The following is a 24172-nucleotide window of genomic DNA, read 5'->3' on the forward strand; positions in this document are numbered from 1 at the left end:
GGCGGGCGCGACCGACCGGTACGCTGCCGCCGTGGTCCTCTCCGATCGCACCATCCGCGAAGAGATCGCCGCCGGCCGGCTGGTGATCGAGCCGTTCGACGACACCCTGCTGCAGCCGTCGTCGGTGGACGTCCGCGTGGCGGGGGAGTTCCGGGTGTTCCACAACAACCGGCGCGCCTACATCGACGTGAAGGACGCGAACGACGACCTCACCGAGGTCGTCGCGATCCCCGACGGCGAGGCGTTCATCCTCCACCCCGGCGAGTTCGTGCTCGGCTCGACGCAGGAGCGGGTCGCCCTGCCGGACGACCTGGTCGCGCGACTCGAGGGGAAGTCGAGCCTCGGGCGGCTGGGACTCCTGATCCACTCGACCGCGGGGTACATCGACCCGGGCTTCGACGGCACCATCACGCTGGAGCTGTCGAACGTCGCGCGGCTGCCCATCTCGATCTACCCGGGCATGCCGATCGGCCAGATCTCGTTCCTGCAGATGACGACGCCGGTCGACCGGCCCTACCGGGGCAAGTACCAGGGGCAGAGCGGGCCGACGGCGAGCTCGTACCACCGGGAGTTCGACACCCCCCGCTGAGCGGTCAGCGCCCGGAGCGGCCCGCGGGCGTCAGCCACGCGTGGGCGAGCAGGCCGCCGACCAGGGCGGCGGCGAGGGCCCAGGCGGCCGCGATGACGGCGTCGCGACCCGACCCCGGCAGGAACGCGGGGGCGTCGGGGCCGCCGAGGGCGTCGATGACCCGTGCGATCACGACGAAGCAGGCGTGGATGACGTAGGCCGCGACGCCGGCGGCGAGGGCGTGCAGGGGACGCCGCGCGTCGGCGCGCACGCCGGCGAGGAACCCCCCCACCCCGAACGTCAGCGCCGCCGCCGCGAGCCGCAGCGGCCAGTCGCGGCCGGAGCCGGCCATGAGGCCGATGGAGGCGACGAGACCCCCCCACGCGACCGGGATGGGATCGATCCGCGCGGTCGGACGGAGGGCGAGGGGCGCCACCTGCTCCATGCTACCCTCCGACGGGAAACGGCCCGGACGCACCCCCTCTTCCAAGGACGGCCGAACGTGGACTTCTCCCCCATCCAGCTCCTCATCGTGCTGGCGATCATCCTCCTGGTCTTCGGCGCGAAGAAGCTCCCGGAGATCGGTCGGAACCTGGGTTCCGGCGCACGTGAGTTCAAGGACGGGATCACCGGCGCCTCGGACCACACGGACGGCGACGCGATCAGCGGGCCGCCCAAGCGGGAGGACGAGAAGGTCGGCTGAGCCGGCGCGGGACCGCGTCTGGAGGGCCGCCTGGGTCCTCCCGGTCGCGAGCGGCCCCGTCCGTGACGGGGCCGTCGCCGTGCGCGACGGGCGCATCGTGCGCGTGGGCCCCGCCGTGGAGGTGATCGCGGCCGCCCCCGACGCCGAGGTGACGGACCTCGGGCACGACGTCCTGATGCCCGGGCTGGTCGATGCGCACTGCCACCTCGAGTGGAGCCTCCTCGAGGGGCTGCTGCACCCCGCCGACTTCGCGGCGTGGCTGGGACGCCTGCTGCCGATGCGGGTGCGGATGACGCCCGCCGACCACGTCGCCGGCGCCCGCCTCGGCGCCATGCGGTCGCTGCGGGCCGGCACGACGACGCTGTCCGACTCGGGGCCGACGGGTGCCGGGGCCGGCGCCCTCGCGGCGAGCGGCCAGCGCGGCGTGGTGCACCTGGAGGCGTTCGGGCGCGACGAGGGCCGGGCGGCGACGGAGGCGGCGGCGGCCCTGTCGGCGCGGCTGGCGGAGCTCGACGACGCGGGCGGGCCGCGGGTGCGGGCCGGGGTGTCCCCCCACGCCCCGTACACCGTCGGCCCGGACCTGTGGCGGGCGTTGCGGGCCCGCGCCGACCTCGAGGGCCGGGGGTGGGCGACCCACCTCGCGGAGTCCCGTCACGAGCTCCCCGCGATCCGCGACGGCGCGGGGCCCCTCGCCGACCTCTTCGCCGCGGCCGAGCTGGTGCCGGGCCGCTGGGGCGGCGGGCCGGACGACGGCGTCGTCGCCCGCCTCGACGCGACGGGCGCGCTCACCCCCGGGCTGCTCGCGGCGCACTGCGTGGAGCTGGGGGGCGACGACCCGGCCCTCCTCGCGGCGCGGGGCGTCGCCGTCGCGCACTGCCCCCGCTCGAACGCCCACCTGCGGTGCGGCCGCGCACCCCTGGAGGACCTCCGCGACGCCGGGGTGGTGGTGGGGCTCGGCACGGACAGCCCCGCGAGTGGCGGCGACTACGACCTGCGTGCCGAGGCGCGGGCGTGCCGGGTCGCGCACGCGGGCGTCCACGACGTCGGCGACGCCGACCTGCTCGACATGATCACGCGGGGGGGCGCCGCGGCGCTCGGCATGGAGGGCGAGGTGGGGGCGCTCGTCCCGGGCGCCCACGCCGACCTGCTGGTGCTCGCCCCGGCGGGCCGGGGCGGCGACGACCCGGTCGCGGTGGCCCTGGACGCGGCGACGACGGTCCGGTCGGTGGTCGTCGGGGGCGAGGTCGTCGTCCACGAGGGGCATCCGACCCGGCTCGACCACGACGAGATCCTCGCCGGTGCGCGCGATGCGCGCGCGCGGCTCTGCTAGCGTCGCTCGCCGTGCTCCTCGACCAGAAGCGGACCAAGCGGATGGTGCAGGTGGTCGCGATCATCACGTCGATCGCGTTCGCCGGCGTCATCTTCATCGTCCTGGGCCTGATCCTCTTCGGCGGGGGCGGCAACACCGTCGCCGACGACGAGCTCTCGGACGCGCGGGCGCTGGTGGAGGAGCGGCCGAACGACGCCGACGCGTGGGAGCGGCTGTCCGCCGCGCAGGCGGCGGAGGAGATCGGCCAGACGACCGAGGCCGTCGCGTCGGCGCGCCGGGCCGTCGAGCTCGACCCCCGCAGCTACCGACGCCTGCAGAGCCTCATCGCCCTCCAGATCCGCACGGGCGACACGGAGGGGGCGATCACGTCGCTCCAGACGTACACGGCGGCGAACCCGCGGCGCGAGCCGGAGGCGTTCCTCCAGCTCGGGCAGATCGCCGAGGAGGCGGGGCGGACGCAGCTCGCCGAGCTGTCGTACCAGACGTTCCTGCGCCTCGCGCCGGACGACACCACCGCCGAGGAGGTCCGTGCGCGCCTCCAGGCCCTCCGCACCGGCGGGACCGCCACCGCTCCCTAGACCATCGGACGGTGGGACCCCCGCGAGCCTTTGCTAGGCTCCTCCGCGGGCCGTTAGCTTAGTTGGTAGAGCAGGGGACTCTTAATCCCAAGGTCGAAGGTTCGAATCCTTCACGGCCCACTTCCCGAAGGCCCGCTCATCGAGCGGGCCTTCGGCGTTCGGTGGCGGACATCCGCGCGGTGGGTGGTCTCCGCGGCCGAGGCGTACCGGGCCGCCGCGCGGATCAGGCCGCCACCGGCTCGCCGAGCGGGAGCACGATCGGCATCGGACCGCCGATGACGAAGACCTGCGGGCCGCCCTCGCCCAGGGGCTCCTCGAACGTGCCGATGTTCACCGAGCCGGCGAAGGTCCCGAGCACGCGCAGGATGCCGTCACCGGTGTTCGTGATGTCGTGGCGCACCATCGCCGGCACCACCACCACCTGGCCGGCCTGGACGGGCGCCGTCTCCTCGCCGACGAGCCCCTCGCCCCGGCCCTCGAGGATGACGAGGAACTCCTCCGCGGTGTCGGTGTGGACGCCGACGTGCGCGCCCGGCTCGAGCTCGAAGTAGACGCACGCGCTCGCGGCCGTGCCGGTCGCGCTCGAGATGGGGAACGCCACCTTCAGCCGCCGCGCGGGGTCCGTCGGCGACTCGATCTCGAGCAGGTCGACGGCGGTGAGGTCGATGGCCTGGATCATGGTCTGCCTCCTCAGATAATTGCACATGTGTGTGCAGTCATTTGGTGTGGCGACCTTACGACGGGCCGTGCGCGTCGTCAAGAGTTCGGGTACACTTGTGTGCAATGACGACGACCTCACCCGGCGCGCGGGAGCGCAACCGCCTGCGGACGCGGCAGAGGATCGTCGAGGCGGCCGCCGAGCTGCACACGACGGTCGGCCCTGCGCGGACCACGATCATGGGCATCGCCGAGCGCGCCGGCGTGCAGCGGCACACCGTCTACGCGCACTTCCCCGACGAGACCGCGCTCTTCCGGGCGTGCACCACCCACTGGTTCGCCCTGAACCCGCCGCCCGATCACGAGCACTGGGCCGCGATCGAGGACGTCGAGGACCGGGTCATCGCGGCGCTCGAGGACGTCTACGCCTACTGGGAGCGCACCGCCGACGACCTGATCCCGGTGATGGCCGACGCCGGGAGGGTCGAGGCGATGGATGAGGCGCTCGACTTCTGGGCCGAGCGCATCGGCGCCTGGGTGGATGCCGTCGCCGGGGGCCTGCGACTCCGCGGGCGGCGGCGGACCCGGTCGCGGGCCGCGCTGCGCCACGCGCTGGCGCTCGAGACCTGGCGCTCCCTGACCGTCGCGGGCGAGCTCACCCGGCCCGAGGCGGTGCGGCTCATGGCGGCCTTCGTCCGCCTCGCGATGGAGCCGGACGGGCGGCGCGCCGTCTGAGCCGCACGTCGGGGGCGACCACCCGGTCGTACGGGGGCCGACGTCCCGGCCCAGGGCGGCACGAGGACACCCGGGACGGTCGGCGCCTCCCGTCCCGGGCGAGCGACGCCACCAGCACGACGGCCGCGGCGGCGAGGATCGACCACCAGATCGTGGCGCTCCGCGCCCAGGCCTCCTCGCCCTCCCAGAGGGGGAAGAAGGGGAGCCGGTCGGGCATCGGCCGCACCAGCGCGAGCATCGCGACCACCGCGAGGACGGCCGGGGCGAGCACCAGGCCCGGCGTGGCGACCCCCGCCGCGCGCCTGGTCGTCGCCACCGCAACACCGGCGAGGATGGCCGCGAGGCCCTGCAGGACGAAGAGGGCCGCGTGGTCCGGCAGGCGGTCGCCCGCGACGACGACGGACGCCGTCCAGACCACGGCGAGCGGCACGACCGCCGCCGACCTGGCCGCCGTCCGCCACGCCAGCCCCCGTGGCAGCGAATCGACGACCGCCGCGGCCGGCTCGTCCATGCTCCACGCCGCTGCGGCCGCCAGCAGCCCGACCGCGGTGCCCTGCAGCGGCCACACGACGTCGGGCCAGGCGGCCGTCAGCGCCATCAGGCACGGGATGACCAGGCCGCACGCCGCGACCAGCCGCCACGGGACCGCCCGCAGCACGTACCGCGGCATCAGGCCGGCGTCAGCGGGTTGACGAGGATCTCCGGGATGCCGGTCCACATCGCGAGCAGGCAGGCGGCGACGGAGACCGCGAGGACCACGCCACCCGCGAGCAGGAGCGGCCGGCGGGGGCGTTCGCGGTCGTGGAGCAACGCGAGGATCAGCCCGAGGGCGCTGAGGCAGGCGACATGCAGGACCCACCACTGCGGCGACCCCGGGAAGACCACCATCTGGTCGGCCCCCCACCCCTCCGCGCCGAACGGGCCGCCCCAGTAGGTCCAGGGCATGACGACGCGCACGCGGACCAGCGGCTCGAACAGGCCCTGCATCACGATCGTCGTCGCGATGACGGCGATGACGGCCACCGCGGGCGCGGCGCGGCCCGTGGTCCAGCGGGCGACCAGCAGACCGAGAAGCGGCCCACCGACGCACGCGAGGGGACCGAGGCCGAAGAGGACCGCCGCGACCCAGCCCACCTCGTCGGCTTCGCCGAACGGGAACCCGTCCGCCGGGGGCGGCGAGGCCTCGTAGGTGACGAGGGCCCACACCCACCATGCGAGGCCGGCCGCGAAGGGCACGCAGACGGCGGACGCGAGCGCCACCGTGCGGCTGCGCTCCCCGACCGGCACCGCCCCGGCGGCGCGGGCCGCCGCGTCGGACCGGCGGGTGAGCGACCACATGACGACGATCCCGAGCAGGCCGATCGCGCCGGCGGGGACGATGGCGTGGAAGACCGACGACGTCCGGACGTCGGGGCCGTCGATGCAGGCCAGCGCCACGACCACGACCCCGAGCAGGAAGAGCGGGTGGGTCGCGTACCGGCGCGCCTCGAGGAGGGCGAGGGGCCGGAGCGTGGCGGTCGCCGAGCGCGCCGGCGCCCGCGGGACGCCGGTGGCGAGCGTGCTCATGCCGCGACCGCCACCCGGTCGGCGGCCCGCCGGCCCACCATCAGCAGGTAGGCGTCCTCGACCGACGGTTCCGCGGGGACGGCGTCCGGCCCGGGGTGGCCGCCGATCGAGCGGATCCGGCCGGTCCCGGTGCGCCAGGACACGGCGGCCCCGGGCACCTCCCGGTCGGCGAGCCACACCGAGCCGGCGGCGGCGCCGACGAAGTCGCTGACGGTCCCGTCGAAGCGCACCCGGCCCTCGGCGAGGACCACGACGCGCTCGCAGAGGGCCGCGACGTCCTCGGTCTGGTGGGTCGACAGCAGTACCGCCCCGACGGCCCCCCGAGCGGACAGCACCGCCCGCAGGCTGGCGCGCCGCTCGGGGTCGAGGCCGGTCGTCGGCTCGTCGAGGATCAGCAGGTCCGGGTCGCCGATGAAGGCCTGGCCGAGGGCGAGGCGGCGGCGCTGCCCGCCCGACAGCGTCCGAACCCGGGCCGACGCGCGCCCCCCGAGGTCGACGAGGTCGAGGACGCGCCGCACCTCGGCGTGGCGGGCGGCCGTGTCGCTCCACTCCTTCAGCACCGCGATGTAGTCGAGGAACGTGAAGGCCGTCATCCCCCTCGGGAAGGCGAGCTCCTGCGGCAGGTAGCCGATCACCCGGCGCACCCGCGTGCGCGCCGCCAGCGGGCCCGTCGCCTCGTCGCCGAGCACGTGGATGCTCCCTGCGTCGGGCGGCTCGACGGTCGCCAGCGCGCGGATCAGGGTGGTCTTGCCGGCGCCGTTCGGGCCGAGCAGTCCGGTGACGCCCGCCTCCAGGGTCAGGCTGACGGCGTCGAGGGCGGTGACGGCCCCGAACCTCCTGGTGACCCCGTCGATCGTGACGAGGGGCGGTGCGGTCATCGGTGTCCTCCGGGTGCGGTGGTCAGGCGGACGGCGAGCGCCACGGCGCCGGCGCCGGCGAGGGTCAGGTAGACGGGCACGAGCCGGGGGTCGACAGCGGCGGCGGCCTCGTCGGCGCGGTGGGCCACGGCGACGACGACGACCCAGATCGCCCCGGCGGACGTGCCGGCGGCCGCCGGACTCCACGCCGTCATGACCAGGAGGCTGAACAGGGTCAGGGCGAGGGACGGCAGCAGCCACGCGAACGCGAGGGATCCGATCGGCGGCACGGAGACCCCGAGGGCCACCACGACGGGGACGCTCGTCACGCAGACGGCCCCGGCGCGGACCAGCGCCACACGGGCCTTCGAGTAGGGCGTCGCGGCGGTCAGGTCGTCGAGGGGGTCGAAGGAGGCGAACGACGCGACGACGCCCATGACGGGCACGAGCGGGGCCACCAGCAGGTAGAGCGCCCGCCCGCCCGCCGCGTTGCTAAGGGCGGCGAGGGCGGCGAACGCCACCACGGCGATCACCGCGAGCGTCCACGAGCCGTCGAGGGCGCGGGCGGCGCGCAGCAGCACCACGTCGGCGTCGGAGAGACCGAACCGGCGTAGGAGCCGCAGCGCGGGCGACGGCCGGGGCGTCGCGATCTCGGCGACGACCCGGGCCCAGGCCGGCGCGAGGTCCCCCGCCGGGGAGAGGTGCGCGAGGCGCTCCCGGCACGCCGCGCACGAGATCAGGTGGGCCTCGACCGACGCGGCCGCGGAGAGGTCGGCGGCGCCGTCGAGGTAGCGCCCGAGAAGGGCCGCGTCGGCGTGCCAGGCGGTGGTGCTCACGCCCCACCTCCCGCGGTCACGAGGGCGGTGCGCATCTCGGCCTTCGCCCGGCGCAGGCGGCCCTTCAGGGTCCCCTGCGGGATGCCGAGCAGGCGGGCGGCCTCACGCGTCGTGAGGCCGTCGAGGACCGTGGCCTGCACCACCGCCCGGAGCTCGGGCGACAGGCGCCCGAGCGCGGACCCGAGGTCGCCGTGCTCGACGCCGAGCAGCACCTCCTCCTCCGCGCTGGCGAGCGGGGTGGCGTGGGCGTCGAGGTCGGCGGCGCCGAACGGCGTCGGGGCCTCGTGACGGCGCAACCGGTCGACCAGGCGGCGCACGGCGATGCCCCACAGCCACGCGGCCGGCTCGCCGTCGGAGCGGAACCGCCGCGCGCCGCGCCACACCGCGACGAACGTGTCGGAGAGCACGTCGGCCACCACTTCCTCGTCGTTGCAGCGGCGACGCAGCCGCGCCGCGATCCACGGGCCGTGGCGGTCGAAGAGGACGCGCAGCGCCCCCTCGTCGCCGGCGGCGACCGCGCGCAGCAGCACGGCGTCGTCGGAATTGCGGTTCACGTTCACACCTGCTCTGTCGCGGCGAGCAGGGCGATCGGATCACGGATGGTGGGGCGGATGCACCCCCGTCGTGCCACGGGGCGCGCCGGGGGCGCGGGGAACCGCCACGCGGCGGGGGACGCCTCCGGCGGCGGACGTGGAGCCGCCTGGTGGCGCGAGCCGCGCAGGAAGCGACCGGGGCGCGCCGGGCACCCGAGCCGTCCCGTCGGCGGTCGCCTCGGGGTCCTTCTCGGGTCCGTGCATCGTGAGCCTCCTCGGGTCGGTGCCCGGGATCCGTCCCGGACGGACCGCTCCCGACTCCCGCGGCGTGTGGCTTTCCCGCATCCGCGACCGGGCGGGACCGGTGGCGCGAGGGGCCGGGCGGGTCCACCGTCACCCAGATGACGACTGCTCCGCGCACTCCGCAACGGGACGGCCTGCGGCCGGCGGAGGTCCACATCGCGCCGCGCCGGCTGGCGCGCCTCGGGGACCTCCTCGATCCGGAGGGTTTCGCGCTCTCCTGCGAGCGACTGCGGTCCGCGGCGGATCTGGTGCGGGGACGGGTCGTCTGGCATGTCAACTCGACCGCCCGCGGTGGCGGGGTCGCCGAGATGATGGGGTCGCTGATCGGCTACTCCCGCGACGCCGGCGCCGACGCCCGCTGGCTGGTGATCGCCGGCACCCCCGACTTCTTCGCCGTCACGAAGCGGCTGCACAACATGCTGCACGGGGACCCCGGCGACGCCGGTGGCCTGGGTGCGGCCGAGCGGCGGGTCTACGAGGGCGTGCTGCGCGAGAACGCCGTCGAGCTGGCGGCCGTCGTCCGGCCCGGTGACGTGGTGGTGCTGCACGACCCGCAGACGGCGGGGCTGATACCCGCGATGCGGCGCCGCGGCGCGATCGTCGTGTGGCGATGCCACATTGGCAGCGAGCGCCTCGACGACCCGCGGGTCTCCGAGGCGTGGGCGTTCCTCGAGCGGTACCTGCCGGGGGCCCACGCCGCCGTCTTCACGCGCGAGGCGTACGTCCCGGCCTGCTGCCGGGCCGGGCGGGTGGCCGTCATCCAGCCGTCGATCGACCCGTTCTCACCGAAGAACCAGGACCTCGCCCCCGCCGTCGTGCGTGCGATCCTCGTCGACACGGGCCTCGTGGAGGGCCCCGACGGCGAGTCGCCCGTGTTCGTGCGCGACGACGGCGCGCCCGGCCGGGTGGACCGGGGCGCCGACATCCTTCGCGTCGGGCGCGCGCCGGGGTGGGAGACCCCGCTCGTCGTGCAGGTCTCCCGCTGGGACCGCCTCAAGGACCCCGCCGGGGTGATGGCGGGCTTCGCCCGCCTCGACGCGGCCGACGCCGCGGGGGCCCATCTCGTGCTGGCCGGCCCGGCGGTCACCGCGGTCGCCGACGACCCCGAGGCCCCGGAGGTGCTCGGCGAGGTCACCCGGGCCTGGCGTGCGCTCCCCCACGACACGCGCCGGCGCGTGCAGCTCGTCGCGCTCCCGATGGCGGACCCCGGGGAGAACGCCGCGATCGTCAACGCGCTCCAGCGTCACGCGACGGTGGTCGTGCAGAAGAGCATCGAGGAGGGCTTCGGCCTGACGGTCACCGAGGCGATGTGGAAGGGGCGCCCGGTCGTCGCGAGCGCGGTGGGGGGCATCACCGAGCAGATCCGCGACAACCGCGACGGCCTCCTGGTGCCCGACCCGCGCGACCTCGACGGGTTCGCCGGCGTCCTCCGCGGCCTGCTCGCGGATCCCGCCCAGCAGCGCCGACTCGGCGTCGCGGCCCGCGAGCGCGTCCTCTCGCGGTTCCTCCCCATCCGCCACCTCACCGACTACGCGCGGCTGATCGGGGATCTGATCACCGATCACGGCTCGGCGCACCGGCCGGATCGCCCCGCCCGCCCTCCGCGCGCCATCCGCACCGGCACCACCACCGGGACGGCGTCGACGGGGTGACGGCGCCCGGGGCGCGTGACGGCGCGGCGCGACCCCGGGGTCGCGCCGCGCGCCGCGGTCAGGCCAGGGTGATCGTGTCGTCCAGGTAGACGTCCTGGACGGCGTTCAGCAGCGCCGCGCCGTCGGCGAAGGGGCGCTGGAAGGCCTTGCGGCCCGAGATGAGGCCGGCGCCGCCGGCGCGCTTGTTGACGACGGCGGTGCGGACGGCCTCCGCCAGGTCGCTGTCGCCTGCGGAGGCGCCACCCGAGTTGATCAGCGGGATCCGGCCCATGTAGCAGTTCGCCACCTGGTACCGGGTCTGGTCGATCGGGTTGTCGCTCATCAGCTCCGAGTAGACCCTCGGGTGCGTCTTGCCGAACTTCAGGTCGGTGAAGCCGGGGGCCGCCGTCTCGGGGAGCTTCTGCTTGATGATGTCCGCCTCGATCGTCACGCCGAGGTGGTTCGCCTGGCTCGTGAGGTCCGCGGCGACGTGGTAGTCGGGGCCGCCGTCCTTCGGGCTGAACGCCGAGTTCCGCATGTAGCACCACAGGACCGTCGCCATCCCCAGCTCGTGGGCGGCGGCGAACGCCTGGGAGACCTCGACGATCTGGCGCTTCGACTCCGGCGAGCCGAAGTAGATCGTCGCGCCGACCGCGACCGCGCCGAGCTCCCACGCCTGCTTCACCGACGCGAACATGATCTGGTCGTAGGCGTTCGGGTACGACAGGAACTCGTTGTGGTTGATCTTCAGCATGAACGGGATGCGGTGGGCGTAGCGCCGCGACGCGATCCCGAGCGTGCCGAGCGTGCTCGCGACGGCGTTGCAGCCACCCTCGATCGCGAGCTCCACGATCCGGACCGGGTCGAAGAACTCGGGGTTCGGCGCGAACGACGCCGCCGCCGAGTGCTCGATGCCCTGGTCGACCGGGAGGATCGAGACGTAGCCGGTGCCGCCGAGGCGACCGTGGTCGAACAGCGTCTGCAGCGAACGCAGCACCGGGACCGGGCGGTCCGAGCCGGTCATGACGTCATCGACCCAGGTGGGCCCCGGAGCCGTGATGCGGTCCCGCGGGATCGTCTCGCAGGTGTGGGTGAGGAGGGCCTCGCCCTCGTCGCCCAGCAGCTCCTCGATCGACCTGCCTGCCGTCGTCGCCACGGAAGTCCTCCTCGAATCGTTCACGCCCCGATGGGACACAGCCTAGTGGCTCGCCCGCGCGGCGCGGCGCGGGCCGCGAGGGACGAAACGGGGTGGCGATCCTGACAGACGCCCGCGCGAACCCGGCTACGATCGGCGTGTGCAGGACATCAGCGCCCTGAGCTACCCGGTGGCCTTCGCGGCGGGGTTCGTCTCGTTCGCGTCGCCCTGCGTGCTGGCCGTCGTCCCCGGCTACCTGACGTTCATCTCGGGGGTCTCGTTCGACGAGCTCGGGTCGCGCACCCGCGACGTCCTCGTGCCGACGGCGGCGTTCGTGTTCGGGTTCTCCCTCATGTTCACCGCCTACGGCGCGGGCGCCGGGCTGATCGGCTACTCGCTGACCGAGGACCAGGAGACGCTGAACCTGGTGGCCGGGATCCTCCTCATCGCGATGGGGATCGCCATGGTGGCGCTGCCGCGCCTCGGGCTGATGCAGACGGAGCGGCGCTTCACGATGGCGCAGCGCCCGACGACGCTGGTCGGGGCGTCCCTCGTGGGGGCGGCGTTCGCGGTGGGGTGGACGCCCTGCATCGGGCCGATCCTCGCGAGCATCCTCAGCTACGCCGCCCCGACGGGCTCCCCCGGCATCGGCGCGAGCCTCCTCTTCACCTACTCGCTCGGCCTCGGGATACCGTTCCTGCTCTCGGGTCTCTTCGTGACCCGGGCGATGGCGGCGTTCCGCTGGATGCGGGACCGGTGGCGCGTCGTCAACGCGACGGCGGCCGGCCTGTTCATCGTCATCGGGTTCCTCGTCGCGACCGGGAGGTTCGAGATCATCACCCAGCGTCTCGCCGGAGTGGGGTTCACGGGCATTTGAGGATCGTGTCGATCGTCGGCAACCGGCCCCAGTTCGTGAAGGCCGCGCCGCTCAGCCGCGCCCTGCGCACCCGCGTCGACGAGGTCCTCGTCCACAGCGGCCAGCACTACGACCCCGAGCTCGCCGACCTCATCTTCGACGAGCTGGACATCCCCGCCCCCGACCACGCCCTCGGCGTCGGTCCCGGCAGCCCCCTCGCGCAGCTCGCCGTGATGTGCGAGCGCCTCGAGCCGCTGCTCGTCGCCGAGGCGCCCGACATGGTGCTCGTCTACGGCGACACCACCACCACCCTCGCGGGGGCGCTCGCGGCGGCGAAGCTCGACATCCCCCTCGGCCACGTCGAGGCGGGACTCCGGTCGTTCGACCGGTCGATGCCGGAGGAGCAGAACCGCGTCGTCACCGACCACCTCTCCGCCCTGCTGCTCTGCCCGACCGACACCGCCGTCGCCAACCTCGCCCGCGAGGGGCTGACCCGCGGCGTCCACCAGGTGGGCGACGTCATGCTCGACGCGAGCCGCATGTTCGCCCCGGTGGCGGGGGCGCGCCCCGGTCCCGCGGCGCTCGGACTGGACCCCGGCGGGTACCTGCTCGTCACGATCCACCGCGCGGCCGCGACCGACACCCCCGAGGCCCTCCGGGCGATGGTCGACGTGCTCACCGCCATCGAGGAGCCCGCCGTGTTCCCCGTGCACCCCCGCACCCGGCACAAGCTCGAGGCCGGGGGGCTGTGGGACGAGGTCGCCGCCCACCCCACCCTGCGCCTCTCCCCGCCCGTCGGGTACCTCGACTTCACCGCCCTGCTCATCGGCGCCCGCGCCGTCGTGACCGACTCGGGCGGGGTGCAGAAGGAGGCCTACTTCCAGGGCGTCCCGTGCGTCACCCTGCGCGACGGGACGGAGTGGGTCGAGACCGTCGAGGGGGGCTTCAACACCCTCACGGGGATGGACCCCGGCCGCGTCCGCGCCGCCCTCGCGGACCTGTCGATGCCCGCCGAGCGGCCCCCGTACTACGGCGACGGGCGCGCCGCGGAGCGGATCGCCGAGGCCGTCGTCGCCCACGGCGCCTGAGCGGCCCCTTACCACCCGGTCGGGGCCGGCGCTCTATACCTTCGTCCAGCGGCGACCGGTCGCCAGGGGCGGGCGACCGGCATAGAATCCGCCGGTATCTCCCGGGTGGGATCCGTCCCGGGACCACGCAGCGACAAGGTGACGCGGTGACCGTGCAGACCTCCCGAACGACCACCCGACGCAGGTTCCGGACGATGGCGGCCCTCGCCGGCATCGGATGCCTCGCCTTCGCGGCCTCCGCCCTCGGGGTGACCGAGCCGCCGGGCGTCGGCACGTCGTCGCCGCGCAACCAGACCGCGCCGTGGGTGTTCAACTGGGGCACGCCGGAGCCCGCCGACGGCGAGTCGATCGTGGGCTACGTCGGCGGGGCCACCGCCGACCCCGGCGCCACCCCCGCGACCCCGGTCACCCCCGGCGGCACCGTCGCCGTCGCGGAGAGCGACCGCTACTTCCGCGTCGCCGCGCTGCTCGACGGCGGCGCCATCGGCCCGTACGCGACCCTGCCGATCCTGCCGGACTACACCGCCCCGACCGTCAGCGCCGTCCTGTCCGGCACGCCGAACGCCGCGGGCTGGTACCGGTCGCTCACGATCGACGTCACCTGCTCGGACGAGGGCGGCGGCCCCGTCAGCTGTCCCGACGTGACCTGGAGCGAGGACGGCGCGTTCGGCGCCGGGGCCCGCTCGGTCAGCGCGGTCGACGCGGCCGGCAACTCCGCGTCCTTCCCGCTCCCCGCCTTCAACTTCGACGCGACGCGGCCGAACCCGGGTGCGCCGACCACCTACGGCCAGCCGCTCTCGCCCGGCCCGCAGGCCCTCGTCGCCGAGGAGCCCCTCTTCAGCTGGACCCGCGGCCTCGACGAGCGCTCCGGCATCGCCCGCTACGAGCTGCAGTGGCGCCTGCTCGACGAGGACGACTGGACGACGATGAACGACGACGTGGCGAACCCCGCCGTCGGCGACCCGTCCGGCCGGCGCGCCGCCTCGACCCCCGACCTGCCGGTGCGGACCGCCTTCGAGTGGCGCGTCGTGACCTTCGACGTCGCCGGCAACTCGCGGGCCTCGAACCGCCAGACGCTGACGATCGACCCGACCGTCCCCGCCGCGCCGACGATCACCGGCGGCCCGGCCGCGCCGACGAAGGTCTCGTCGCCGACCTTCTCCTGGAACGGCACGGAGCAGACCTACCTCTGGGACGTCACCCTCGCCGGCGCGCAGAACCCGCTGCGCCTGGGCGGCGGCCCCGCCACCGAGGCCACGATCCAGAACCTCCCCGACGGCGACTACACCTTCCGCGTCTCCCAGGTGACGCAGGCCGGGCGCGAGAGCGCCGAGGCGACCCGCTCCTTCAAGGTCGACACGACGCCCCCGCCGCCGCCCGGGATCCTGGTCCGCCCGCCGTTCCCGGCTATCTCGGAGCCCGTCTTCACGTGGGAGACCGAGGCCGGCGCCTACTCGCGCTGGGTCGTCCTCGACGCCGCCGGCAACGCCGTCATCCCCGTCAGCGACACCCCGGCGACGAGCGTGACGCTGCCGACGTTCCCCGACGGCGCCTACAGCTTCCAGCTCCAGCAGATCGACGCCGCCGGCAACGTGTCGGCCCCGGCCGTCGAGCCGTTCACGATGCTCGCCCCGCTGACGCCGGCGCCCGCGCCGTCCAGCGGCAACATCACGGTGCTGCCCCGCCAGAACGCCGTCCGCCTCAAGCCGAAGGCCGGCCAGGTCGTGCCGACCCGGGCCCCCGTGCTGCGCTGGACCCGCGGCCCGAAGGGCACCAAGCTCTACAACCTGCAGGTCTTCCGCGTCGTCAAGCGCCGCGGCAGCGCCCCGAAGATCCGCAAGGTGCTCTCGGTGTTCCCCCGCGGCCTCCAGATGCGGGCGCCCCGCGCCAAGCTCACCCCCGGCACCTGCTACGTCTGGCGCGTCTGGCCGTACACGGGCCGGGCGTTCACCCCGAAGCCCGTCGGCGTCAGCAACTTCTGCGTCGCCAGCTCCAAGGTGATCAAGCTCAAGCAGAAGCAGGCGCGGGCCCGCAAGATCGCCGCCGCCCGGGCCGCCCGGCGCTGAGCCCGTCCGACCTCGACGTCCGACCCGCGGGTCAGACGTCGAGGTCGAACGGGCTCGGCTCGAGCACCCCGGAGCGCTCCGGGCCGGGCCGGGGCGTCTCGTAGACCTCGGTCGCGCCGATCCGCGGCGACAGGGCGTCGGGGCGGATGACGACGAAGACCCGGGTCTCGCGCTCGCGCTCCGCCGCGTCCCAGGCCCTGGACGCGATCCAGTCGATCGCGCCGAGCGACCCGAGCGCCCCGGCGAGGAGGCCGGCCATCAGGCCGCCGCCCCCGGTGAAGCGGTCGAAGATCAGCATCGCGATGACGCCCGTCAGGACGATCCCCGCGAGGCGCATCCGCCGGTCGCGGGTGCTCGCGAGGGTCTCGTGCACCGTCGCGCGGGGCGGCGGGACGGCCCGGTCGAGGCTCTCCCGGATGCGGCGCGCCCCCGACGGGGCGGCCAGCAACAGGGGCGGGAGGGCCGCCACGAGGGCGGCGAGGGCGGTCGCGCCCTCGCGCACCGGCTCGCCCAGCAACCACGTCGTGGTCCAGAACAGCGCGATGACCAGCGCGGTGGCCACGGACGCCTGACCGCGCCAGCGCGTCTCGTCGGCGACGCGCACCAGGCGGGGCAGGCCGGCGAGCAGGCTTTCCGGCCTCAGCGGCGATCCTTTCGAACGGGTCGGCGAATCCGTAGAGTAGCCCGTCGGTGATTCACCTCCTCCCGCACCACGCGATCCCCGGATCGCACACGCGCCCCTGACCTCCGCCGCGCCCCGGGTCGGCATCGTCGGCCTCGGCTACGTCGGGCTGCCGCTCGCCGCCACCTTCGCCGAGGCGGGCGTCAGCGTGCTCGGCCTCGACGCCATCCAGTCGAAGGTCGACACGATCAACGGCGGCGTGTCGTACATCGCCGACGTCCCGTCGGACCGCCTCGCCCCCCTCGTGGAGGGCGGGCTCGTCCGCGCCACCACGTCGTGGGACGAGCTCCGCGCCGTCGACGCGATCATCATCTGCCTGCCGACGCCGCTCACCGAGCACCGGGAGCCCGACCTGTCGGCCGTGCTCGGCGCCTGCGAGAGCCTCGCCCAGCGCCTGCGCCCCGGCCACCTGGTGGTGCTCGAGAGCACCACCTACCCGGGCACGACCCGCGACGAGGTCGCCCCCGTCCTGGAGCGCTCCGGCCTGCGCGCCGGCCGCGACTTCCACCTCGCGTTCTCCCCGGAGCGCGTCGACCCGGGCCGCACCGACTGGACCACGGCGACGACCCCGAAGGTCGTCGGGGGACTGACGCCGGAGTGCACGAGCCGCGCCGTCGAGCTCTACGCGCTCGCCTGCGAGACGATCGTGCCGGTCTCCGGCCCCGAGGTCGCCGAGCTCACCAAGCTGCTCGAGAACATCTTCCGCAGCGTCAACATCGCCCTCGTCAACGAGCTGGCGATGCTCTGCGACCGGATGGGCATCGACGTCTGGGACGTCATCGACGCCGCGGCGACGAAGCCGTTCGGCTACATGCCGTTCCGGCCCGGCCCCGGCCTCGGCGGCCACTGCATCCCGATCGACCCCTTCTACCTCACGTGGAAGGCCCGCGAGTACGACCTGCACACCGAGTTCATCGAGCTCGCCGGCAAGATCAACTCGCAGATGCCGCAGTTCTGCGTCACCAAGGTCGGGCGGGCGCTGAACAGCCACCGCAAGGCGCTGAACGGCAGCCGCGTGCTGCTGATCGGCGTCTCCTACAAGGCCGACGTCAACGACACCCGCGAGAGCCCGTCGCTGCGGATCATCGAGCTGCTGCGCGCTGACGGCGCCGACGTGACCTACCACGACCCCCACGTCGAGGGGCTCGCCAAGCAGGGCCTGCGGAGCGTCCCCCTCGACGCCGAGACCCTGCGACGCAGCGACGTGACGGTGGTCGTGACGGCGCACGCCGGCATCGACTGGGACATGGTCGTCCGCGAGGCGCCCCTCGTCGTGGACCTGCGCAACGTGGTCCCCGAGACCGACGGAAAGGTCTGGCGCCTGTGAGCGAGCGCCCCGTGAACGTCGGCGTTGTCGGGATGAACTACTGGGGCCCGAACCTCGCCCGCAACTTCGACCGGCTGGAGGGGTGCCGCCTCGCGTGGGTCTGCGACCGCGACGAGGCCGTCCTCGACCGTCACCGCGCCGCCTACCCGGGCAGCACGTTCACGACGGACCTCGACGACCTGCTGCGCGACGACGACCTCGACGCCGTCGTCGTCGCCACGCCCGTCCCGACGCACGCGCCCCTCGCGCGCCGCGTGCTCGAGGCCGGCAAGGACGCCTTCGTCGAGAAGCCCCTCGCCCTCACCGGCGAGGACGCCAACGCCCTCGCCGCCCTCGCCGACGCCGGCGGCCGCGTGCTGATGGTCGACCACCTGCTCGTCTACCACCCCGCCGTGGCGAAGGTGAAGGAGCTCGTCGACGAGGGCCGCCTCGGCCAGGTGTTCTACCTCTACGGCAACCGGCAGAACCTCGGCATCGTGCGGCCCGACGAGAACGCCCTCTGGAGCCTCGGGCCCCACGACATCTCCGTGATGCTGCACCTCGTCGGGGAGCGCCCCTCCGAGGTGTCGGCGACGGGCGAGAGCTACCTGCAGCCCGGCGTGGAGGACGTCGTCTTCGGTCGCATCCGGTTCCCCTCCGGCGTCATCGGCCACCTCCACCTCAGCTGGCTCGACCCCCACAAGATGCGCAAGATGACGGTGATCGGCTCGGAGCGGATGGTCGTCTTCGACGACATGGAGACCGAGCGCAAGGTGACCGTCTACGACAAGGGCCCCATCCCCCGCACCGAGACCTACGGCGAGTACATCCAGGTCCGGTCCGGGGACATCCACATCCCGAAGATCCCCGCGGCCGAGCCGCTGCGGATCGTCTGCGAGCGCTTCGTGCGCGCCGTGCGGGACCGCCAGCCGACGCCCTCGGACGGCCCGGCGGGCGCGACGGTGGTGGAGGTGCTCGAAGCGATGAGCCGGTCCCTGGCCGACTCGGGACGACCCGTGGCCCTCGAGGCCGGAGGAGCGATCGCGTGAGCCGTGAGAACCTGGTCCTCGGCGAGGACGTCGTCATCGGCGAGGACGTCGAGATCGGCGCGAACGTCGTCATCCACGCCGGCACCCGCATCGGGGACGGCTGCGTCATCCAGGACAACGTCGTCCTCGGCAAGCAGCCGAAGCTCAGCAAGCGGTCCACCAGCAAGAAGAAGGAGCCGCTCGCCCCGCTCGAGATCGGCGCGGGCGCCGCGATCTGCAGCGGCGCCGTCGTCTACGCCGGGACGGTGCTCGGACCGGACGTGATCATCGGCGACCAGGCCTCGGTGCGGGAGCGCTGCACCCTCGGCGAGGGCGTCGTCGTCGGCCGCGGGGTGTGCGTCGAGAACGACGTCCCGATCGGTGCGTTCACCAAGATCCAGAGCAACTCGTACATCACCGCGTACTCGGAGCTCGAGGACCACGTCTTCATCGCCCCGTGCGTGACGACGACGAACGACAACTTCATGGGCCGCACCGACGCCCGCCACGCCCTGATCAAGGGCGCGATCATCCGCCGCGGCGCCCGCGTCGGCGGCGGCGTCGTGATCCTCCCCGGCATCGAGATCGGTCCCGAGGCGTTCGTCGCCGCCGGCGCCCTCGTCACCCGGGACGTCCCCGGGGGCAAGCTCGTCGCCGGGCTGCCCGCGCAGGTGTGGCGCGACGTGCCGCCCGAGGAGATGGTCGAGCCGGCATGACCCGGCGCCGGCTCGCGCTCGAGGCCCCCGACGGTCGCGTGACCGTCACGGACCTGAGCCGGCCGGGATCCCGCCTCCTCGCGCTCGACCTGCCCGACGGCACGCGCGTGCACGTCGCGGAGCACCTCTGCGGGTGGGTGGCGTCGGCGGGTCCGGGCGACCCGGCGCCCCTGTGGCCCACGATGGCGGAGGCCGTCGCCGCGTTCAGCGGCCGCACCCGCGACGGGGAGCCGTGGATCGCGGTGCTGGAGGAGTTCGCCACGACGCTCGCGGCGCCCCGCGGCGCACCGCTCCCCGCCGGCGACGAGGACCGCGTCACCGCGCTCCTCGCCCGCCACCCCGCCCTCTACGTCGATGGGCCCCGCGCACACGACACCGGCGGCTGGTACCTGTTCGTCGGCGGGCTGCCGGGCGACGCGTGGGTGCTGGAGATCGCCGACACCCCCGAGGCGGCGGCGCGGGCGGCGCTGGACCGCGCCGAGGCGATCCTCGACGTGGCGGACGTCCCGTGACGGCGCGCCTGCAGCACGTCGCCGTCACGTTCCCACCGGGCGAGGGCGCGCAGGTGCGGGCCTTCTACGGCGGGGTGCTCGGGCTCGACGAGATGCCCGTCCCCCCCGAGGTCGCCCACCTCGGGTGGATCTGGTTCGCCACCGCCGACGCCGGGGTCGAGCTGCACTTCGTGCCGCACGAGATCACCCCCGACCCGCAGCGGGTGCACCACACGTGCCTCGAGTTCGACGACCTCCGCGCCGTCTGCGCGCGGCTCGACGCGGCGGGCATCGACTACCGCCCGCCCGGGGCGCGCATCCTCGGCCGTGAACGGGTCTTCGTCCGTGACCCGCTCGGCAACCTCGTCGAGCTGGTCGAGATCCTGCCGGGCGACGCCGGCGGGACGTCCGGCTAGCGGACCCGCACGCGGACGCCGGCGCGTCCGCCGTAGACGACGTACGGCACCCCGAGCGTCACGCCGGTCGACGGGTCGTCGGCGTCGTCGCCCGGCAGGAGGATGCGGACGGCGTCGTTGCGGTCGTCGGTGACGCGCTCGAGGCCGGAGAGCACCTTCGCCAGGCGCGGGCCGGGTGCGCGGGCGGCGAACCGCTCCGCCGCGCGGACGGCGCCGGTGCGCGCCGCGACGCCCGCCGACGCGCCGAGGTCCTGCGTGAGGTCGGCGGGGAACGGGTCGAAGCCGCCGGAGGAGTTCGGGACGACGCGCAGGCCGGTGGGGCCGGCGCCGTCGAGCTCCCCCGGGACGCGGAAGGGCAGGCGCACCGTGCGGGCCGTCCCCCGCCACGGCTGCAGCCGCAGCGCCAGCACGGCGCGGCCCCCGGCGCGGAGGGTGCGGGGCCGGACGGAGGCCCCGGTGATGCGGGCCGCCCGCACCCGCGGCTCGAGCGTCTGGCGGACGTCCAGCGACGCGATCGGCAGGGAGCGGACGCCGTTCTGCATCAGGATCGCCATGACGCGGGGCGCCTGGCCGCTCGCGAGGGTGATCACGTCGCCCGCCGACGCGTAGACGTTGCGGTAGGTGACCGGCGCCGTCAGCGCGGGACTCCGGACCGTGACGCGCACGGTGAGGGTGCCGCCGCCGAGGCCGTCGCGCACGCGCACGGCGGGTTCGTCCTGGATCAGGCCCGCCATGATCGGCGCGGTGCGGTCGTCGGGCGCGAGGGTCGCGCGGACCGTGCTGGTGGTGCCGCGCCCCGTGTCGGTCGCCGTGCCCGTCGCGGCGATGCCCTCGACAGGGCCGATGCGCCCGGTGACGCCGTCGGAGCGGTCGCCGACGACCATGCCCTGCAGGGTCCCCGGCTCGGCGAGCTTGTAGCTGCCGCCGACGATCGGCGCCGCGATCGTCTGGTAGACGTAGCCGTCGCCGAGCAGGAAGCGGGTGCGGCCCGCCCCGAGGAACGGGTGCCCGAAGCCGAGGACCGTGGCGCCGTCGACGTAGGTGACGGTGCCGATCGCGCCGAGGGTGATGTCGCCGCCGGCGAGCAGCGCCGTCATGGACGACCCCGGCACGAGGGGCGTCGGCGGACGGGGCGTGCGCGGACCGAGCGACGTGAGCTGCACGCCGGAGCGGCGGAGCTCGGCGGCGAGCGGGGCGATCAGGGGACGGGAGGCGCCCGCCACGGTCCACCGCGCGAGCGGGTAGGCCCCGACGCGGCCCGGGCTGCGGCGCTCCAGCGCCCGCGCGGCGGCGCGGTCGCCGACGAGGGTGACCCGGCGGTCGGCGCGGGGGGCGACCTCGTTGGCGCGCTGCCCCGACGAGGAGTCGATCATCTGCTCGATGGGGGTGACCCCGACGACGACGTTCTCCTGGTCGCCGGTGCCGTAGGCGACGGCGCCCATCACGCGGGCGACGCCGTCGGCGCCGGTGACGTAGACGGGGCTGCCGCTCATGCCCTCCGCGACGCCGCCGGTGGCGTCGATCACGGGACCGCTCGCCCGCACCAGCACCAGCGAGCCGCCCGGCCCGTCGGTGGAGCGCTGGACGTCGATGACGGTCACGGTGAACGTGACGATGTCGGTGCCGCGCACGACGGTGCGGGCCTCCCCGACCATGCCGGGCACGACGTCGGAGAGCGGGAGGATCGGGTCGGCCGCGGCGGCCGGGCCGGCGGTGGCGCCGAGGCCGGCGACGAGCGCCAGCGCGGCGAGGGCGGCCGGGCGGCGGAGCCTCACCGGGAGGCCGGGCCGGCGACGGGCGTGCGGGTCACCGTGAACCACGTGTCGCGCAGGCCGAGCGACGAACGGAGCGTGGACCCGCTGACCGTCGACCGGCGGCCGGAGGCCGTGGTGATCCGCGCCTCGATCACCCGGGGGGAGGTCCCGCGGCGCACCACCGTGACGTCCGTGACCGGTCCGTCCAGGCCGAGCAGCCGGCCGAGCCGGGCGCCGCTGAGCGTCGGCGGGTCGGGCCACCGGTGGTAGGGCGAGATGCGGTCGAAGGGGTCGGGCACGCTCACCAGGTAGGGCTTCGGGCCGCTCCCGCGGAAGACGTTCTGGACGTCCTCGGTGCGGCCACCGGACGTCGAGAAGAAGAACGCCGTGATGACCTGCCCATCGTACGTCAGCACGGTGCCGCGGGTGGCGTCGACGGCGGCGCTGGTGCGCGGGTCCTCGCCGGAGCGCCCGCCGTACACCTGGCTGCGGGTGTCGTCGAAGACGTCGTAGGTGGCGGTCGGCGACATCGTCGCGAGGGCGTAGGTGCGCGCCGCGACGGCCTGGGCGACGAGGGCGGCGGGGGCGTCGTCCCCCCAGCTCGCCGGCATCTCCCGCGGGACGACGCCCTTGAGGTAGTCCTCCAGGCCGACGACGTTCACCAGCGAGAAGCCGCCGGACCCCGGCAGCGCGCGCAGGCCGCCGCGGTAGGTCCGCGCCGCCTCGGGGCGGCGGGCGCCCCACGAGACGACGCCGTCGCGGCCCGGCGCCTGGAACCGCACGTCCTTCGTGAACACCGCGACCCGCCGCGGGCCGCGCGTCAGGACCAGCCGCCCGTCGGGCAGCGTGGCGAGCCGGTAGGTGGCGCCCGCCTGCAGGCGGGTGGTGCGGACGCCGTTCGGCCGGGCGCCGATCGCACGCCACGGGGTCGCGCTCGTCACCGCGGCCGACGTGCGGGTCGTGGACAGCAGCACCCGCACGCTGCGGCGCTTCACCACCGTCAGCGAGACGCCCTGGTAGTAGTGCTTCAGGATCCGCCCCGCGTCCCACCCGGCGAGGGCGCGGCCGCGCGCGCCGTACTGGGAGAGCCCCACCCCGTGCCCCCAGCCGCGGCCCTCGAACGTGAACGCCGCGTCGCCGCCCGGCGGCACGGGCGTCGTCGTGGTCTGGGCGCCCGCCGTCGCGGCGCCGGCCAGCGCGAGCGCGGCGGCGGTGAGGGCGAGGGGGATGAGGGGGCGGGAGGTCGTCATCGTCGGGGGCCCATCGGCCGGGGCCCCGGAGCACGTTACCGGGGCGGTCGCCCGGGGACGACGCCACCGGGTCGCCGGCCGCCCGACTAGGCTCCGGAGGTGACCGTCTCCAGGTACCGCGCCGCCAGCGCGATCCCTGTGGCCACCGCGCCACCGGTCGACGCCCCGAGCCGGCGCAGGTCGGCCAGCGCGGCGTCGCGGTCGCCCGCGGCGATCAGCCGGTGGACCGGCTCGGGCGCCGTGCCGCGGGACGCGGCGAGCAGGAGGAGGGTGGCCGACAGCGCCCCCGTCCGGGTCCGCACGTCCGGCGGGCACAGCGACCGGGCGAGCGCGTCGATGCGCCCGGCGGCGAGGCCCGCCGCGGGTCCGAGGGCCCGCAGGCCCGCCGCCGCGCCCGCGAGCACGTCGTCGCCCTCGGGGGTGAGACCCGGGCCGCGCCCGACGAGGCGCCCCGCCGCGGAGGCGAGCGGGACGTCCGGCGGGGCGACCCGCGGCAGGAGCCACGCCGCGAACGCCGCGAACGCCGCGGGGCCACCCGCCAGGGGCGGCACGACGGGGTCCCAGAGCGGCGGGTCGGCGGGGTCCCACCGCACGACCGGGGCGGGGGGCAGCCGGCCGAGCGCGACGCCGTTCGGCAGCCACGGCACCCCGGGGGCCGTCAGCGACACCACGAACCCGTCGAGGTCGAGGTGAACCGCCCCGCGGGCGACGCCCACGACCGGCAGGCGCCGCGGCCCGTCGAGCCGCACGGCGACCTCCCGCGACACGGCGCGGGCGACGACGTGTGGATCGTCCCGCCGCCCGGCACCCGGATCGTCCAGACCGTGGTCATCGGCCCGTTCGTCGTCCAGCACCGCGAGGATCTGGGGATGGGGGCCTGCCGGCTGACCCGTCACCGGACCGCCCACGAGACCACGTTCGTGGTGATCGCGTACTCGGAGCGGTCGGAGATCGGGCTGCCCTGCCACGTCGTGCACCTCCGCGACGAGGCGGACGACCGCGAGTACGTGCTCGACACCGGCCTCGCCGGGCCGGGCCTGCCCACGGACTCCTTCACCACGGAGCCCGCGGGCGGACGCGGCTGACG

General features: G+C 75.2%; 27 protein-coding genes and 1 tRNA gene. 16 read left to right on the plus strand and 12 right to left on the minus strand.

All coding sequences use genetic code 11. The features are described 5' to 3' along the window. Positions 1–31 precede the first annotated feature (31 nt). Positions 32–589, plus strand: coding sequence for a dCTP deaminase (gene dcd / locus IU369_RS18090; protein ID WP_217922381.1), 558 nt, complete (start codon positions 32–34; stop codon positions 587–589). Positions 590–593: 4 nt separating this feature from the next. Here dcd and IU369_RS18095 read toward each other — a convergent pair whose 3' ends face one another. Next, positions 594–1004, minus strand: a complete 411-nt coding sequence (locus IU369_RS18095; RefSeq protein ID WP_217922382.1) for a hypothetical protein — start codon at positions 1002–1004, stop codon at positions 594–596. 66 nt (positions 1005–1070) lie between these two features. Between IU369_RS18095 and IU369_RS18100 the strand changes: the two genes are divergently transcribed. The 4 genes from IU369_RS18100 (at position 1071) to IU369_RS18115 (ending at position 3299) form a co-directional block, all read left to right on the plus strand. Next, on the plus strand, positions 1071–1271 hold the full coding sequence (locus IU369_RS18100; protein WP_217922383.1) for a twin-arginine translocase TatA/TatE family subunit: 201 nt from the start codon (positions 1071–1073) through the stop codon (positions 1269–1271). Between the two features lie 97 nt (positions 1272–1368). Beyond that, positions 1369–2601, plus strand: coding sequence for an amidohydrolase family protein (locus IU369_RS18105; protein ID WP_217922384.1), 1233 nt, complete (start codon positions 1369–1371; stop codon positions 2599–2601). An 11-nt stretch (positions 2602–2612) separates the two neighbouring features. Further along, the gene (locus IU369_RS18110; protein ID WP_217922385.1) at positions 2613–3179 is read left to right on the plus strand and encodes a tetratricopeptide repeat protein; all 567 of its coding nucleotides are present in this window, start codon (positions 2613–2615) and stop codon (positions 3177–3179) included. A 47-nt stretch (positions 3180–3226) separates the two neighbouring features. Then, positions 3227–3299: transfer RNA gene (locus IU369_RS18115), tRNA-Lys, on the plus strand. A 103-nt stretch (positions 3300–3402) separates the two neighbouring features. Here the strand turns inward: IU369_RS18115 and IU369_RS18120 are convergent. Then, positions 3403–3858 (minus strand): cupin domain-containing protein, encoded by a 456-nt coding sequence (locus tag IU369_RS18120; RefSeq protein ID WP_217922386.1) that lies wholly within the window; start codon positions 3856–3858, stop codon positions 3403–3405. 104 nt (positions 3859–3962) lie between these two features. Here IU369_RS18120 and IU369_RS18125 point away from each other — a divergent pair, with 104 nt between their 5' ends. Then, entirely contained in the window at positions 3963–4571 is a 609-nt protein-coding gene (locus tag IU369_RS18125) for a TetR/AcrR family transcriptional regulator (protein WP_217922387.1), read from the plus strand. Here IU369_RS18125 and IU369_RS18130 read toward each other — a convergent pair. The 5 genes from IU369_RS18130 to IU369_RS18150 are packed head-to-tail and all read right to left on the minus strand — an operon-like array spanning position 4516 to position 8384. Continuing rightward, entirely contained in the window at positions 4516–5241 is a 726-nt protein-coding gene (locus tag IU369_RS18130) for a hypothetical protein (protein WP_217922388.1), read from the minus strand. The genes IU369_RS18125 and IU369_RS18130 overlap by 56 nt on opposite strands. After that, the gene (locus tag IU369_RS18135) at positions 5241–6137 is read right to left on the minus strand and encodes a hypothetical protein (RefSeq protein ID WP_217922389.1); all 897 of its coding nucleotides are present in this window, start codon (positions 6135–6137) and stop codon (positions 5241–5243) included. The genes IU369_RS18130 and IU369_RS18135 overlap by 1 nt, the downstream gene beginning before the upstream one ends. Then, positions 6134–7015, minus strand: coding sequence for an ATP-binding cassette domain-containing protein (locus IU369_RS18140; protein ID WP_217922390.1), 882 nt, complete (start codon positions 7013–7015; stop codon positions 6134–6136). Before IU369_RS18140 ends, IU369_RS18135 begins: the two co-directional genes overlap by 4 nt. Next, positions 7012–7830 (minus strand): zf-HC2 domain-containing protein, encoded by an 819-nt coding sequence (locus tag IU369_RS18145; RefSeq protein WP_217922391.1) that lies wholly within the window; start codon positions 7828–7830, stop codon positions 7012–7014. Before IU369_RS18145 ends, IU369_RS18140 begins: the two co-directional genes overlap by 4 nt. Further along, positions 7827–8384, minus strand: a complete 558-nt coding sequence (locus IU369_RS18150; RefSeq protein WP_217922392.1) for an RNA polymerase sigma factor — start codon at positions 8382–8384, stop codon at positions 7827–7829. The genes IU369_RS18145 and IU369_RS18150 overlap by 4 nt, the downstream gene beginning before the upstream one ends. A gap of 380 nt (positions 8385–8764) precedes the next feature. Here IU369_RS18150 and IU369_RS18155 point away from each other — a divergent pair, with 380 nt between their 5' ends. Beyond that, a complete protein-coding gene (locus tag IU369_RS18155; RefSeq protein WP_217922393.1) occupies positions 8765–10318 on the plus strand; it encodes a glycosyltransferase in 1554 nt (517 codons plus the stop codon). A 58-nt stretch (positions 10319–10376) separates the two neighbouring features. On the opposite strand, the gene IU369_RS18160 is transcribed toward IU369_RS18155, so the two are convergent. After that, entirely contained in the window at positions 10377–11453 is a 1077-nt protein-coding gene (locus IU369_RS18160; RefSeq protein WP_217922394.1) for a class I fructose-bisphosphate aldolase, read from the minus strand. A 139-nt stretch (positions 11454–11592) separates the two neighbouring features. Between IU369_RS18160 and IU369_RS18165 the strand changes: the two genes are divergently transcribed. The 3 genes from IU369_RS18165 (at position 11593) to IU369_RS18175 (ending at position 15442) form a co-directional block, all read left to right on the plus strand. Continuing rightward, entirely contained in the window at positions 11593–12309 is a 717-nt protein-coding gene (locus IU369_RS18165; protein ID WP_217922395.1) for a cytochrome c biogenesis CcdA family protein, read from the plus strand. Continuing rightward, on the plus strand, positions 12306–13376 hold the full coding sequence (gene wecB, locus IU369_RS18170) for a non-hydrolyzing UDP-N-acetylglucosamine 2-epimerase (RefSeq protein WP_217922396.1): 1071 nt from the start codon (positions 12306–12308) through the stop codon (positions 13374–13376). The genes IU369_RS18165 and wecB overlap by 4 nt, the downstream gene beginning before the upstream one ends. Positions 13377–13570: 194 nt before the next feature. Next, positions 13571–15442, plus strand: coding sequence for a fibronectin type III domain-containing protein (locus IU369_RS18175; protein WP_217922397.1), 1872 nt, complete (start codon positions 13571–13573; stop codon positions 15440–15442). A gap of 31 nt (positions 15443–15473) precedes the next feature. On the opposite strand, the gene IU369_RS18180 is transcribed toward IU369_RS18175, so the two are convergent. Beyond that, positions 15474–16004, minus strand: a complete 531-nt coding sequence (locus IU369_RS18180; protein WP_217922398.1) for a hypothetical protein — start codon at positions 16002–16004, stop codon at positions 15474–15476. 163 nt (positions 16005–16167) lie between these two features. On the opposite strand from IU369_RS18180, the gene IU369_RS18185 reads away from it, so the two are divergent. From IU369_RS18185 to IU369_RS18205, 5 genes are read left to right on the plus strand one after another with little or no spacing between them, the layout of a single operon-like run. Then, positions 16168–17451 carry a nucleotide sugar dehydrogenase gene (locus IU369_RS18185; protein WP_217924392.1) on the plus strand — a complete coding sequence of 428 codons (1284 nt, stop codon included), beginning with the start codon at positions 16168–16170 and terminating at the stop codon, positions 17449–17451. Next, entirely contained in the window at positions 17448–18479 is a 1032-nt protein-coding gene (locus tag IU369_RS18190) for a Gfo/Idh/MocA family protein (protein ID WP_217922399.1), read from the plus strand. Before IU369_RS18185 ends, IU369_RS18190 begins: the two co-directional genes overlap by 4 nt. Next, positions 18476–19174 carry an N-acetyltransferase gene (locus IU369_RS23685; protein ID WP_217922400.1) on the plus strand — a complete coding sequence of 233 codons (699 nt, stop codon included), beginning with the start codon at positions 18476–18478 and terminating at the stop codon, positions 19172–19174. The genes IU369_RS18190 and IU369_RS23685 overlap by 4 nt, the downstream gene beginning before the upstream one ends. Continuing rightward, positions 19171–19686: a hypothetical protein gene (locus IU369_RS18200; protein WP_217922401.1), complete on the plus strand. Its 516-nt coding sequence runs from the start codon at positions 19171–19173 to the stop codon at positions 19684–19686. Before IU369_RS23685 ends, IU369_RS18200 begins: the two co-directional genes overlap by 4 nt. Continuing rightward, a complete protein-coding gene (locus IU369_RS18205) occupies positions 19683–20081 on the plus strand; it encodes a VOC family protein (protein WP_217922402.1) in 399 nt (132 codons plus the stop codon). The genes IU369_RS18200 and IU369_RS18205 overlap by 4 nt, the downstream gene beginning before the upstream one ends. On the opposite strand, the gene IU369_RS18210 is transcribed toward IU369_RS18205, so the two are convergent. The 3 genes from IU369_RS18210 to IU369_RS18220 form a co-directional block, all read right to left on the minus strand. Continuing rightward, complete coding sequence (locus tag IU369_RS18210) at positions 20078–21856, minus strand: hypothetical protein (protein WP_217922403.1); 1779 nt, start codon at positions 21854–21856, stop codon at positions 20078–20080. The two genes, IU369_RS18205 and IU369_RS18210, sit on opposite strands and share 4 nt — an antisense overlap. Next, entirely contained in the window at positions 21853–23085 is a 1233-nt protein-coding gene (locus tag IU369_RS18215) for a SpoIID/LytB domain-containing protein (RefSeq protein ID WP_217922404.1), read from the minus strand. Before IU369_RS18215 ends, IU369_RS18210 begins: the two co-directional genes overlap by 4 nt. An 86-nt stretch (positions 23086–23171) precedes the next feature. After that, a complete protein-coding gene (locus IU369_RS18220) occupies positions 23172–23801 on the minus strand; it encodes an oxamate carbamoyltransferase subunit AllH family protein (protein ID WP_217922405.1) in 630 nt (209 codons plus the stop codon). On the opposite strand from IU369_RS18220, the gene IU369_RS18225 reads away from it, so the two are divergent. Beyond that, positions 23775–24170: a hypothetical protein gene (locus tag IU369_RS18225; RefSeq protein ID WP_217922406.1), complete on the plus strand. Its 396-nt coding sequence runs from the start codon at positions 23775–23777 to the stop codon at positions 24168–24170. The two genes, IU369_RS18220 and IU369_RS18225, sit on opposite strands and share 27 nt — an antisense overlap. Positions 24171–24172: the final 2 nt, after the last annotated feature.

The organism is Miltoncostaea oceani (assembly GCF_018141545.1).
GTDB classification, from domain to species: Bacteria; Actinomycetota; Thermoleophilia; order Miltoncostaeales; family Miltoncostaeaceae; genus Miltoncostaea; species Miltoncostaea oceani.